The sequence below is a fragment of the Azospirillum brasilense genome, assembly GCF_001315015.1.
Classification (GTDB): domain Bacteria; phylum Pseudomonadota; class Alphaproteobacteria; order Azospirillales; family Azospirillaceae; genus Azospirillum; species Azospirillum brasilense.
This window is the reverse complement of the sequence record NZ_CP012915.1, coordinates 1,575,580-1,588,872: the sequence shown is the minus strand read 5'-3', so window position 1 is coordinate 1,588,872 and position 13,293 is coordinate 1,575,580. Positions and strand designations below refer to the sequence as shown.

At 69.1% G+C, this 13,293-nt stretch carries 12 protein-coding genes; 8 read left to right on the top strand and 4 right to left on the bottom strand.

Translation table 11 applies throughout. From position 1 onward, the window contains the following. Positions 1–244: 244 nt before the first annotated feature. On the bottom strand, positions 245–1,549 hold the full coding sequence (ahcY, locus tag AMK58_RS20910; protein ID WP_035678075.1) for an adenosylhomocysteinase: 1,305 nt from the start codon (positions 1,547–1,549) through the stop codon (positions 245–247). Positions 1,550–1,767: 218 nt separating this feature from the next. On the opposite strand from ahcY, the gene AMK58_RS20905 reads away from it, so the two are divergent. The 8 genes from AMK58_RS20905 to AMK58_RS20870 all read left to right on the top strand — a co-directional run bounded on the left by AMK58_RS20905 (position 1,768) and on the right by AMK58_RS20870 (position 10,589). Further along, complete coding sequence (locus tag AMK58_RS20905) at positions 1,768–2,526, top strand: phosphatase PAP2 family protein (RefSeq protein WP_079285593.1); 759 nt, start codon at positions 1,768–1,770, stop codon at positions 2,524–2,526. Positions 2,527–2,579: 53 nt separating this feature from the next. Further along, the gene (locus tag AMK58_RS20900) at positions 2,580–3,170 is read left to right on the top strand and encodes a hypothetical protein (RefSeq protein ID WP_051140563.1); all 591 of its coding nucleotides are present in this window, start codon (positions 2,580–2,582) and stop codon (positions 3,168–3,170) included. 22 nt (positions 3,171–3,192) lie between these two features. Then, complete coding sequence (locus AMK58_RS20895; protein WP_035678079.1) at positions 3,193–3,564, top strand: hypothetical protein; 372 nt, start codon at positions 3,193–3,195, stop codon at positions 3,562–3,564. Positions 3,565–3,701: 137 nt separating this feature from the next. Beyond that, complete coding sequence (locus tag AMK58_RS20890) at positions 3,702–5,246, top strand: glycosyl transferase family protein (protein ID WP_035678082.1); 1,545 nt, start codon at positions 3,702–3,704, stop codon at positions 5,244–5,246. Positions 5,247–5,616: 370 nt separating this feature from the next. Further along, positions 5,617–7,920, top strand: coding sequence for a TonB-dependent receptor (locus tag AMK58_RS20885; protein ID WP_051140564.1), 2,304 nt, complete (start codon positions 5,617–5,619; stop codon positions 7,918–7,920). 79 nt (positions 7,921–7,999) lie between these two features. Continuing rightward, positions 8,000–8,686: a Fe2+-dependent dioxygenase gene (locus tag AMK58_RS20880; RefSeq protein WP_035678085.1), complete on the top strand. Its 687-nt coding sequence runs from the start codon at positions 8,000–8,002 to the stop codon at positions 8,684–8,686. Then, entirely contained in the window at positions 8,686–9,357 is a 672-nt protein-coding gene (locus tag AMK58_RS20875) for a tetratricopeptide repeat protein (protein WP_035678087.1), read from the top strand. The genes AMK58_RS20880 and AMK58_RS20875 overlap by 1 nt, the downstream gene beginning before the upstream one ends. A 143-nt stretch (positions 9,358–9,500) precedes the next feature. Continuing rightward, positions 9,501–10,589, top strand: a complete 1,089-nt coding sequence (locus tag AMK58_RS20870) for an alpha-hydroxy acid oxidase (RefSeq protein WP_035678089.1) — start codon at positions 9,501–9,503, stop codon at positions 10,587–10,589. 7 nt (positions 10,590–10,596) lie between these two features. Here AMK58_RS20870 and AMK58_RS20865 read toward each other — a convergent pair whose 3' ends face one another. Genes AMK58_RS20865 through AMK58_RS20855 form a run of 3 tightly spaced genes read right to left on the bottom strand, consistent with a single transcriptional unit; the run spans position 10,597 to position 13,290 of the window. Then, a complete protein-coding gene (locus tag AMK58_RS20865) occupies positions 10,597–11,355 on the bottom strand; it encodes an iron ABC transporter ATP-binding protein (RefSeq protein WP_035678097.1) in 759 nt (252 codons plus the stop codon). Then, on the bottom strand, positions 11,352–12,335 hold the full coding sequence (locus tag AMK58_RS20860; protein WP_035678100.1) for an iron chelate uptake ABC transporter family permease subunit: 984 nt from the start codon (positions 12,333–12,335) through the stop codon (positions 11,352–11,354). The genes AMK58_RS20865 and AMK58_RS20860 overlap by 4 nt, the downstream gene beginning before the upstream one ends. Next, complete coding sequence (locus AMK58_RS20855; protein ID WP_301340876.1) at positions 12,325–13,290, bottom strand: ABC transporter permease; 966 nt, start codon at positions 13,288–13,290, stop codon at positions 12,325–12,327. The genes AMK58_RS20860 and AMK58_RS20855 overlap by 11 nt, the downstream gene beginning before the upstream one ends. Positions 13,291–13,293: the final 3 nt, after the last annotated feature.

The window sequence follows — 13,293 nt, the reverse complement described above, 5'->3', positions numbered from 1 at the left end:
CCTCCCTAGCCCTCCCCCGCTCTCGGCGGACCAAAGGTCCGCCTGCCGCGTCAGCGCAAACCTCTGGTTTGCGCGAGAGCTTCGCAGGGGAGGGGACTTTACTCCCTCTCCTGCGTCAGCGGGGGAGGGAAGGGGCCCGCGGCGAAGCCGTGGGAAGGGTGGGGGCAACCACCACCAGCACCCCAAACGCAAAAAGGGCCGCCCCATTGGGCGGCCCTTTCCGTTCCGATCCGTCCGGAACCGCTTAGTAGCGGTAGTGGTCCGGCTTGAACGGGCCTTCGACCTTCACGCCGATGTACTCGGCCTGCTTGGCCGACAGCGTGGTCAGTTTGGCGCCGATCTTGTCCAGATGCAGGCGGGCGACCTTCTCGTCCAGGTGCTTCGGTAGGACGTAGACCTTGTTCTCGTAGCTGGCGGCGTTGGTCCACAGCTCGATCTGGGCCAGCACCTGGTTGGTGAAGCTGGCGCTCATCACGAAGCTCGGGTGGCCGGTGGCGCAGCCCAGGTTCACCAGGCGGCCCTGGGCCAGGACGATCAGGCGCTTGCCGTCGGGGAAGACGACCTCGTCGACCTGCGGCTTGACCTCTTCCCACTTGTAGTTGCGCAGAGCCTCGATCTGGATCTCGCTGTCGAAGTGGCCGATGTTGCAGACGATGGCGCGGTCCTTCATCTGGCGCATGTGGTCCAGCGTGATGACGTCCACGTTGCCGGTCGCGGTGACGAAGATGTCGCCCTGCGGGGCGGCCTCGTCCATGGTGACGACCTGATAGCCTTCCATGGCGGCCTGGAGCGCGGTGATCGGGTCGATCTCCGTCACCAGGACGCGCGCGCCCTGCGAGCGCAGCGAGGCGGCCGAGCCCTTGCCCACGTCGCCGTAGCCGGCGACCACGGCGACCTTGCCGGCCACCATCACGTCGGTGGCGCGCTTGATGCCGTCGACCAGCGACTCGCGGCAGCCGTAGAGGTTGTCGAACTTCGACTTGGTGACGCTGTCGTTCACGTTGATGGCCGGAACCTTCAGCGTGCCCTTCTTCATCATCTCATAGAGACGGTGGACGCCGGTGGTGGTCTCCTCCGACAGGCCGCGGACCTCGGCCAGCATCTCCGGATACTTGTCGTGCATGATCTGGGTGACGTCGCCGCCGTCGTCCAGGATCATGTTCGGCACCCAGCCGTCCGGGCCGCGCAGGGTCTGCTCGATGCACCACCAGAACTCCTCCTCCGTCTCGCCCTTCCAGGCGAAGACCGGGATGCCGGCGGCGGCGATGGCGGCGGCGGCCTGGTCCTGGGTCGAGAAGATGTTGCAGGACGACCAGCGGACGGTCGCGCCGAGAGCGGTCAGCGTCTCGATCAGCACGGCGGTCTGGATGGTCATGTGCAGGCAGCCGACGATGCGGGCGCCGGCCAGCGGCTTCGTCTCGCCGAACTCCGCGCGCAGCGCCATCAGGCCGGGCATCTCGGTCTCGGCGATGGTGATTTCCTTGCGGCCCCACTCGGCGAGGCTGATGTCCTTGACCTTGAAGTCGGTGAAGTTGGCGGGCGCGGCCATCGGGGGGTCTCCTGCGCGGCTGTTTGCGGTACAGCAATGAAAAGGGGCGGGCGCACCGGCCCGCTGTGGCGTTGGTGTAGCAGCGCATTCGGAACCCCGCAAGCATAAAGATATCTTTATGTTTATGGTGTGACCGCTTGGTCGTACCCGTTCCGGTCCGGCGGACCTTTTCCCCGGAGGCCGGCGTTCCCATAACCGGTCTGCGACGGACGGGAGGCATGGGGCGGGCGATGGCGCTGGCAGGATTGAGGACACCCGGCTTCTGGACGAGGCTCGGCCGGCACGAATTGAGGCTTCTCGTCGGCATGGCGGTCAGCGCCGGGCTGATCCTGGCCTTCGCCCTGCTGGCGGGCGAAGTGATCGAGGGCGAGACGGCGGCCTTCGACCGTGCTGTGCTGATGGCGTTGCGGGTGGCCGGCGATCCAACGACGCCGTTGGGGCCGCCCTGGCTTCACAACGCGGCCCGCGACATCACGGCGCTGGGCAGCATCACCGTGCTGTCGCTGATCACCGCGGTGACGGTGGGCTTCCTGCTGCTTCGGGGAAAGCGCGGGGCGTCGCTCCTGGTGCTGCTGTCGGTCGGCGGCGGCATGGCGATCAGCGGCCTGTTGAAGAACCAGATCGGGCGGGAGCGTCCGGACATCGTCCCCCACGGTGACATCGTCTTCACCGCCAGTTTCCCAAGCGGCCATTCGCTGCTGTCGGCGGTCGTTTTCCTGACGTTGGGCGCGATGCTGGCGCGCTTTGTCGAGGGGAGGCGGCAGAAGGCTTATGTGCTCGTCGTGGCGATGGCGGTGACCCTGCTGGTCGGGTTCAGCCGCATTTATCTGGGCGTCCATTGGCCGACCGACGTCCTGGCCGGCTGGTGCGTCGGGGCGGGCTGGGCGACGCTGTGCTGGCTCGTCGCCCTGTGGCTGCAAAGACGCGGTGCCGTCGAACCGGAGGGTGAAGCCGGACCGGTGCCGGATCGCACTTGACCCCGCCCGGCCTCAGCCGATATTTCGGGTGATCCCGCCGTTCAACCCACAGCATGTCGATGTCCGAAGGCGCACTAGACCGTGAAACCCTGCAAGCCGTCGGCGTGCTGAAGCGCGCCGTGGACGAGGCACGGGTGCCGGGTGTGCTGGAGTTCCGGCTGCTCTCCAGCGCGCTGGACCGCACGCTGGAAACGGAAGACCTGCATGAACTGAACGAGGCCAAGCGCGTTTACGAAACGCTGGACGGCGAATGCCGGACGATGGTCGTGGAGCGCGCCACCAGCCTCGCCCATGCCGAGGCCGCCGAACGGCGGGCGCCGCATGAGGAGGTGGAGGTCGACATGGTTCCCGTCGCCGCAGCGAAGCCGCAACCCCCGGCGTTGCCGCCCTTGGCGCCGTCAGCGGGCCCGCCGCCCGGCTTGCGCGGCGGCAGGACGATGCGTCCGGCCACCGGTTTCCTGGCGGCGTTGAACGGCGTGCGCTCCGCCGCGCGGAGCCAGCCGCCGGGCCAGAGGACGGAGGACGGGACGTTCGACAGCCGCGCCACCGCGAAGTCGCGGCTGATGGCGGCGGTGGAGGAGCGGCGCGAGAGCGACCAGGGCGCGCGGTTCCGTTCCGGAGGTCCGGTGTCGGACAGCGACTGACCGAGATGAGGAAGATCACAGAATGACAGCGTTCAGGGTCGGGGATCAGGTGACGATCCACAACAGCCAGACCGGCCCGGAGAGGATCGCCACGGTCGATGCCTTCACCGAGGGCAACCGCTGCATGGTGCTGTCCGACGGCACAAAATGGCGGGCGGACGGCCAGCGCCAGTGGCGTGTCGGCAGCGGCTACTACAAGGGGCCGGTGGTCGAGCGGACGCGGCCGGGTGACATCGAGATCGTGACCCGGCGCCGCGCCATCGGCGTGATCCGCAAGTTTGCCCAGGACCTGAACATGGACAGTTCCCTGGACGCGGCGGCGCTGACCCGCATCGTCGAGCGGATCCAGGCGGAGCAGGCCGCCGCCCCCAATCCCGCAGCGTCCGAAGACTGAGTTTCCATAGCCCCCCGGCCCTTCTTCCGAGAGGGCTGGGGGAAGGCTAGGCGTGTTGCGTTTGCATGCGAATGCGTATCATTATCATGGTATGCAGCCGTGAACCGGCCAAGCAACCGCATTCGGGCTGAATTCACATGATGGGCAAGAGGAAGGACGCGGCGCCTTGTCCAGCGTCGGTGCCGGTGCCGAAACCGGAGGCGTCCGGTCAGGTCAAGGCCGTTCCCCGCGACCAGGAGAACCGGCTGCCGCGCGGACGGTTGATCGTCGCGCTGGACGCGCTGCTGTCGAAACGCAACGTCACGCTTGCCGCCCGCGACCTTGGGCTTCAGACCTCGGCGCTCAGCCGGCTCCTGGCGCAGATGCGCGAGGAGTTCGGCGATCCCCTGTTCATCCGCTCTGGCCGCGGCCTGGTGCCCACGCCCTTCGCCGAAGCGTTGCGCCCGCGGGTCCAGATGCTGGCCCGTGGGATCGACGCTTTGTTCGAGCCGTCGGCGGAGCGCCCGGCGCTTGACGAAACCTTCGATCCGCGCTGGAACGTGCCGACCGGCATCGACGCCCCGCCGCTTCAGGTGCGGCCCGCCGGCCTGCTGGAGGGGCAGCCCTCGCCGGCGCAGATCGACGCGAAACTGGAGAGGATCGCGCCGGACGCGACCGCGCAGGACCGTCTGGCCCGCCACATCGGTGTGCTGGGCATCGCCGGCGGCGGCCACGGACGCCCGCTGACCGCCGAGGAGGCGGAGGAGGCGATGACCATCATCCTGGCGGGCGAGGCCGATCCGGTCCAGGTCGGCGCGCTTCTCGGCATGATGCGGATGCGCGGCTCCACCGCGCCGGAACTGGCCGGACTGGTGCGGGCGATGCGGGCGCATGTCGCCGCCGGGCTGGGCCGGACGATCCAGGCGGACATCGACTGGCCCTGCTTCACCTCGCCCAACTACCACAACCCGCCCTGGTTCTTTCACGCGGCGCGGCTGGTCGCGCAGGCCGGCCATCGGGTGTTGCTGCACGGCGGCACGGGCTGCAGCACGGTCTCCGGCCGTTACGAGTTCATCGCGCCCACCGTGGGCATCCCGGTCTGCACCAACACGCGGGAGATCGCGGCGGCGCTGGCGGCGCAGCGGATCGCCTACGCCCCGCTCGCCGCCTTGTCCCCGCAGATCTACCGGCTGATCGGGCTGCACCGGCTGACCCAGACCCGCTCCGCCGTGTTCGAGGCCGTGCATCTGCTGAAGCCGTCCAAGGCCAAGACCTCCCTGCTGGGCGCGGCCAAGCCGACCTATCGGGAACTGCACCGCGACGCCGCCCGCATCCTCGGCTGGAAGCACATGGCCGTGCTGGGCAGCGTGCGCGACGTCGCCCAGTTCACACCCTTCCGCCCCTCCTCCATCCACCGGCTGGTCAACGGCGAGGCGGAGGATCTCATCCTGCCCGCCTGCATGGAGGAGCCGCCGCCCACACCGCGCCCACGCGGCACCAGCCTGGAATATTGGCAGGGTGTGTGGACCGGTGCCGTGCGTGACACGCGGGCCGAGCGGATCATCATCGGGACTGCGGCCTTCGCCCTGTTCGCCCTTCCCGGCGCCACCGGGCCGGCCTTCGCCGACGCCCTGCGGCTGGCCGAGCAGCTCTGGAAGGCCCGTCTCGGCCAGACGGCGCTGGCCGTGCGGATTCCGGGCTGACGTATAAAAGACGTTCGAGCCGCGGCCGCTCAGCATATTGAGAATAATTCTTATTATCGATGTTGCCGCGCCGCAACAGTCGAGTCCCTCCCATCCCCGCCGAGGGCTGTGCAAGCCCATGAACAGGCGTTTTAAATTACTGAAAAACAATAGGAAAGTGCTCCCCGGCGGGTCGCTATGCGAACCGCCGGTGGGCCCGCCATGAGCCTCCGACAAACAGCATATCCCTGCATGCACTGGGGCTGAATGATGGTGATTTTGCAATTTAGAATTATTCTGAATGATCGCCGTTGAAGGGGGCGCCTCCCCGCTTGGTAGATACCCGCCGCTGATCGGCGCATCCGCCACGACGACTTTTCGGGAGAGCCTCATGTTGCAATCGAATGTCCCCGACCGCCTCCGACCCATCATCGCCGGCGCCGCCGCGACGGCGGGGCTGGCGATGTCCTTCTCCACCCTGGCGACGGTGGCCGAGGCTCAGACGGCTGGAATGGGGGCCGGGTCTGGCGCGGGGACCGCGCCGGGCACCGCGGCCGGCGCCGCCACTGTCCTCGACCCGGTGCGGGTGGGCGCCGACCGCCCGGCCGACAGCGGCAACGTGAACGCCAAGCCCACCGGCATCTCCCGTCTGCCCGACACGGTCAAGGACACGCCCCGCGTCGTCAACGTCGTTCCGGAAGAGATCATCGAGCAGCAGCGCGCCACGACGCTGGAGCAGGTTCTGCGCAACGTCCCCGGCATCACCATCTCGACCGGTGAGGGCAACGGCGGCCAGAACGGCGACCAGTTCCGCATCCGCGGCCTGACCGCCCGCGGCGACATCTACACCGACGGCCTGAAGGACTTCGGCGTCTACACCCACGACGTCTTCAACACCGAGACGGTGCAGGTCTTCAAGGGGCCGTCGGGCAACGGCTTCGGCGTCGGCAACTCCGGCGGCGTCATCAACCAGGGCACCAAGAAGGCCGGGCTGGACAAGCGCTACAAGGTCGAGCAGTCGGTCGGCTCCGGCCCCACCTACCGCACCACGGTGGACGTGAACCAGCCGATCAACGAGACGACGGCGCTGCGCATCAACGGCCTGTACCACGACCAGGACGTCGCCGACCGCGACAAGGTCGAGGCCAAGCGCAAGGGCATCGCCGCCGATCTGGGCGTGGGGCTGGGCACCCCGACGACCTGGCACCTGAACTACTCGTACCTCGACGGCGACAAGATTCCGGACATGGGCGTGCCGATGATCCGCGGCCGCGACGGCACGTTCCGTCCGGCGCCCGAGTTCGGGCTCGACCGGTCCACGTCCTACGTCCGCAACCAGGACCGCGACGACACCGACAACCACGTCGTGACCTCGACCCTGGCGCATGAGGTCAGCAAGACCCTGTCCTTCTACAACGACAGCCGCTACAGCCATTACGAGCGCGATTTCGTCTCCACCACCCCGACCGCGCTGACCGCGGCCAACAGCACGCTCTTCCTGAACGGCGGCAACCCGGTGATCGCCTACGGCGCCGGCGGCGGCCTTGCCTTCAAGCAGAAGGGCTGGGGCGTCCAGAACGTCGCGGGCGCGAAGGCGGAGGGCACCTTCCTCGGCCTCTACCACAAGGTCAACGGCGGCCTGGACCTCAGCTACCAGAAGGACGAGCGTCGCGGCGGCAGCTGGGTCAACCGCACCAACACCCAGACCATCCGCAACCCCAGCCACAACTACCCGGCCAACGCCTTCCTCACCTACCCGGCGACCGGCGTGCGTGAATCGAGCGTCGCCAACACCGGCCTGTTCATCACCGACCGCGTGTGGCTGTTCGAGCAGCTGTCGGTGCAGGGCGGCCTGCGCTGGGATTACTTCCGCAGCACCTTCCGCGCCTCCGACCCGGCGGTGGCGGGCGGCAGCGCCAGCACCCGGACGCTCAGCCCGTCGGCCAGCCTGATCTACGAGCCGACCAAGGACGCGTCGCTGTATGTCTCCTACGCGCGCTCCAACAAGCCGATCGGCGTGGACATCGCCGCGCAGCTCACCAACGGCACGGCGGAGACCCCGCGCAACGGGCGTGACTTCGATCCGGAGAAGACCGACCTCTACGAGATCGGCGGCAAGGCCGACTTCCTCGGCGGGCGGCTGGGTCTGAACGGCGCCCTGTTCCAGATCGAGAAGAGCAACACCTACTCGGTCGATCCGGCCACCGGCACGGTCACCGACGGCTTCTCCGAGGCCGGTCTCGGCACCCGCATCCGCGGCTTCGAGGCCGGGGTGAGCGGCAAGGTGGTCGAGGGCTGGAGCGTCTACGCCAGCTACGCCTACCTCGACGGCGAGATCAAGGAGTCGCGGACCAACGCGGCGGTCGTCGGCAACGAGGCTCCGAACGTGCCGAAGCACAACGCCAGCCTGTGGTCGACCTACGAGTTCGCCCCCGGCGTCGTGCCCGGCAAGGTCATGGTCGGCGGCGGCATCCAGTACGCCTCGGAATATTGGGCCGACAGCGCCAACACCGGCCGCGTGCCGGAGACGGTCTCGCTGGACAGCGTGGTGTCCTATGAGATCAACAACCTGTCCCTGGCGCTCAACGCCTACAACCTGACCGACCACCGCAACTACGCCTCGGCCTTCAACGCCTCGCGCGCGGTGCCGGCCTCGGGCCGCACCTTCATGCTGACCGCCGGCGCCACCTTCTGATCCCGGCCAGGCCGGACCGCGTTCCCGGACCATCCTCCGGAGGCCGGTCCGGCCTTCTTCTGCAAAAGGATTCCTCCCCGTGCTTCTGCAAATCCCCGACGTTCTGACCGCCGACGAGGTCGCCCACTGCCGCGCCGTGCTGGAGGCGTCGCCCTGGGTCGATGGGCGCGTCACCGCGGGCTCCCAGGCGGTGCTGGCCAAGAACAACCTGCAGATCCCGGAGGAGAGCGACACCGCCCGCGAGTTGGGCGTGGTCATCCTGAAGGCGTTGGGGCGCAACCCGGCCTTCAATTCCGCGGCCCTGCCGCTGCGCGTCCTGCCGCCCATGTTCAACCGCTACGACCTGGACATGACCTACGGCAACCATGTGGACAACGCCATCCGGGCCATTCCGGGCACCGGCGGCCTGCGGATGCGGGCCGACGTCTCCACCACGATCTTCCTCAGCGATCCCGGCGAGTATGACGGTGGCAATCTGGTCGTCGAGGACACCTACGGCACCAAGGGCGTGAAGCTGCCGGCGGGGCACGCGGTGGTTTATCCGTCCAGCAGCCTGCACCGGGTGACCCCGGTGACGCGCGGCTCGCGCTGGGCCTCCTTCTTCTTCACGCAGTCGCTGGTCAAGGACGATGGGCTGCGGGCGATGCTTTACGACCTCGACGTCGCGATCATCGACCTGCGCCGGGAACTGGGCGACCAGCACCTGTCCGTGCTGGCCCTGGTCAACCACTACCACAACCTGCTGCGGCGCTGGGCGGAGGTGTGATGAGCGGTGTTGCGGCGGCCCTTCCCGCGGAGGGTCCGGACATCATCGACGTGCAGCTCGCCCTGGGGCAGCAGTGCCTCGACCGTGGCGGGGCCGAGCGGGCGCAGGCGGTGGAGTGGTTCCGCATCGCCGCCCGCAGCGGCGACGCCCGCGCCGTCAACATGCTGGGACGCTGCCACGAGCACGGCTGGGGCGTGCCCGCCGATCCCGTCCTGGCCGCCGCCCATTACCGCCGGGCGGCCGAGCTGGGCGATGCGTGGGCGTTGTTCAATCTGGCCGACCTGCATTGCCGCGGCCTGGGCGTTCCGGCGGACGACACCGAAGCCTACCGGCTCTACGCCGCCGCGGCGCGCGGAGGCAACGTGAAGGCGCTGAACATGCTGGGCCTGTTCCACGAGGCCGGGCGCGCGGTGGCCGAGGACGGGGCGGGCGCCCGCCAGCTCTTCCAGGCCGCCGCCGAGGGCGGGGACTGCTGGGGCCGCTTCAACCACGCCCGGCTGCTGCTCCAGGACGGGCGGACGGAGGAGGCGCTGGCGTGGTTCGCGCGGGCGCTGGAGACCGGCTTCCCCGACTTTTACCGCGGCATGGCCGCCGCCCTGGCCGACCAGCCCGACCCGCGCCTGCGCGCGTTGGCGCGACGGGCAAGCGAGTTGGCTGAGGGCTGTTCTTAATAACCCTCTCCCCTCTGGGGAGAGGGTGGCCCGGAGGGCCGGTGAGGGGGATGCGCTTGTGCCGGACGTCTCGCCACGCGCAACCCCCTCACCCTAACCCTCTCCCCGGAGGGGAGAGGGGACAATCTTTGAGGACACCCGCGATGAGCGTTCCCGCCGACACCGTCTCGCTCTACGACTACGAGCGCCACTTCACCGCCCGCGTCGATGCGGCGACCCGCGCCTACATCGCGGGGACCGGGGCGGACGGCATCACCCGGCAGGCCAACCGCGACGCCTACGACCGGATGCGCCTGATGCCGCGGGCGTTGCGCGACCTGTCGGGGGCCAGCGCGGCGACGAGCCTGTTCGGGCAGGCCATGCCCTATCCCATCCTGATCGCGCCGATGGCCTTCCACCGGCTGGTCCATCGCGACGGGGAGCGGGCCACCGCCCAGGCGGCTGGCCTCACCGGCACCTGGATGACCGTCAGCACCCAGTCCAGCGTGACGCTGGAGGAGGTCGCGGCGGTCGCCGGCGGGCCGCTGTGGTTCCAACTCTACACCCAGCCGCGGCCGGAGGACACGCTGGCCCTGGTGCGGCGGGCGGAAGCCGCTGGCTACCGCGCGCTGGTGCTGACGGTGGACGCGCCGGTCAGCGGCCTGCGCAACATCGAGCAGCGCGCCGGCTTCCGCCTGCCGGACGGCATCGCCCCGGTCAATCTGGCCGGTCTGGCGCCGGACAGCTTCACCCCGCCGCGGCCCGGCAGCCCGGTCTTCCAGGGCATGCTGCACGCCGCCGCCACCTGGGACACGGTGCGCTGGCTGTGCGCCGAGACGCGGCTGCCGGTGCTGCTGAAGGGGATCATGAACCCCGACGACGTCGACCCCGCCATCGAGGCGGGGGCGGCGGGCATCATCGTGTCGAACCATGGCGGGCGGACGCTCGACACGCTGCCCGCGGTGGCGGAGGTGCTGCCGCTGGTCGCCGCCCGCGCGGCGGGCCGCCTGCCCATCCTGGCCGACGGCGGCATCCGGCGCGGCACCGACATCCTGAAGGCGCTGGCGCTGGGCGCCGACGCGGTGCTGGTGGGCCAGCCGGTGCTGCACGCCCTGGCGGTCGGCGGCATGGCGGGGGTGGCCCACATGCTGACCATTCTTCAGACCGAGTTGGAGGTCGCCATGGCGCTGAGCGGGCGGGCGCGGCTGGCCGACATCGACCGTTCGGTGATCTTCGACCCGCCGCGCATTTGAAAAGAACTTACTGGTAATACAGCGCGATGCGCTGGCCGGCGTTCTCCATCACCTGGGCCTCGACGCCGTAGACGTCGCGGATCACCTCGGGCGTGATGATGACCTCCGGCGGCCCCTGGTGCACCACCCGGCCCTCGCGCATCGCGACGATGCGGTCGGAGTAGCAGGAGGCGAAGTTGATGTCGTGCAGCACCAGCACGATGGTCTTGCCGAATTCGTCGGCGGTGCGGCGGAACAGCTTCATCATCGCCACGGCGTGCTTGACGTCGAGGTTGTTCAACGGCTCGTCGAGCAGGATGTATTCGGTGTCCTGGCACAGCACCATGGCGATGAAGGCGCGCTGGCGCTGGCCGCCCGACAGCTCGTCCAGGAAGCGGCCGGCCAGAGGCTCCAGGTCCAGATAGCGCAGCGCGTTGCGGATGTGCTTGCGGTCGGCGTCGGTCAGGCGGCCCTTGCTGTGCGGGTAGCGGCCGAAGGCGACGAGGTCCTCCACCGTCAGGCGGGACATGATCTGGTTGTCCTGGCGCAGGATGGACAGGCGGCGGGCCAGCACCTCGCCCGGCGTGGTGGTCACGTCCAGCCCGTCGACCGCGACCGTGCCCGAGGACATCGGCAGCAGGCGGCTGATGATCGACAGCAGCGTCGACTTGCCGGCCCCGTTCGCCCCGATCAGCGAGATCACCCCGCCCGCCGGCAGGGACAGGGACACCCCGTCCACGACGACGGTGCCGTTGTAGCGCTTCGTGATGTTCTTGACGTCGATCATCGGGCCGAACCCCGCACCAGGATGAACAGGAAGGCGAGACCGCCCACGAACTCGATGACGATGCTGAGCGCGGCGTTGTAGCCGAACACCCGCTCCAGCACGAGCTGGCCGGCGACCAGAGTCAGCACGGCGAGCAGCACCGCGGCCGGCAGGATCAGCGCGTGCCGGTGCGAGCGGACCACCAGATAGGCGAGGTTGGCGACCAGCAGCCCGAAGAAGGTGATCGGCCCGACCAGCGCCGTGGACACCGACACCAGGATGGACACCATCACCAGCACCGCCATCACCGCGCGCCGGTGCTCCACGCCGAGGTTGATCGCGGCGTCGCGCCCCAGCGCCAGCACGTCGAAGGTGCGCCGCCACCGCCAGCCGGCCAGCGACACCGCCAGCACCACCAGCGCCGACACCGTCAGCAGCTCGACGTCCACCCGGTTGAAGTTGGCGAACAGCCGGTCCTGCACCGTCAGGAACTCGTTGGGGTCGATGATGCGCTGAAGAAAGCTGGTCAGGCTGCGGAACAGCACGCCGAACACGATGCCGACGAGGAGCAGCAGATGCAGGCTGCGCCGGTTGTCGCCGCGCCCGGCCCCGTTGAACAGCCACCAGTAGAGCAGGCCGGAGAAGACGACCATTGACGCCACCTCCACCCCGAAGCGCAGCCGCGGATCGAGCGACGCCACCAGCCCGCTGCCGAACTGGAAGACCAGCACCGTCTGGATCATCCGGTAGAGATGGTCGAAGCCCATCACTGACGGGGTGAGGATGCGGTTGTTGGTGATCGTCTGGAACAGGACGGTCGACACGGCGACGGCGTAGCCGACCAGCACCATCGCAGCGACCTTGGTGCCGCGGAAGGCCAGGATGAAGTCCCACTTGCCGCGCGCGCCCAGCGTCATGAACAGCGCGATCGACAGCAGGGTCAGCGCCGACAGGCCGCCCAGGACGACCGTCGGCGAGAGGATGCGGCGGTCAGCCGGCATGGCCGTTCCTCCGCAGCAGCAGGTAGAGGAACAGGGCGCTGCCGATGACCCCCATCATCGTCCCGATCGGGATCTCGTAGGGATGGATCACCAGCCGCCCGGCGATGTCGCAGGCCAGCACCAGCCCGGCCCCCATCAGCGCGACCCAGGGCAGGGACCCGCGCATGTTGTCGCCGCGCACGAGGCTGACGACGTTGGGAACGATCAGCCCCAGGAAGGGGATCATGCCGCAGGTGGCGATCACCGCCGCGGTGGTCATCGACACGATGACCAGCCCCAGCGCCATCACCTTGCGGTGGTCGATGCCCAGGTTGGTGGCGACGTCCCGCCCCATCCCGGCGACGGTGAAGCGGTCCGCCGCCAGATAGGCGACGCCGGTCAGGGCGGCGCTCAGCCACAGCAGCTCGTAGCGGCCGAGCAGGATGGCGGAGAAGTCTCCGGTCTCCCAGCCGCGCACCGACTGGATCAGGTCCTGGCGGTAGGCGATGAACTCGGTCATCGCCGTGATGACCCCGCCCAGCATGATGCCGACCAGCGGCACCACCAGCGGCGAGCGCAGCGGCACCTGCCGCAGGATCGCCAGGAACAGACCCGTCCCGGCCAGCGCGCACAGGCTGGCGACGGCCATGCGCCCGAACACCGGCATCTCCGGCGCCAGCAGCGAGACCATCATCATGCCGAAGATGGCCGATTCCGCGGTCCCGGTGGTCGAGGGCTCGACGAAGCGGTTGCGCACCAGCATCTGGAGGAGCAGGCCCGACACCGCCATGGCGGCGCCGGCCAGGATCAGGGCCAGCGTCCGGGGCAGCCGGCTGACCAGCAGCACCTGGGTGGCTTGGTCCGGGGCGCCGCCGAACAGGGTCGCGAGGCTCACGTCGCTGACGCCGACGAACAGGCTCCACACGGCCAGCAGGCCGATGCCCACGGTCGCCAGCGGGAGCGTGGCGATTGGCAGGGT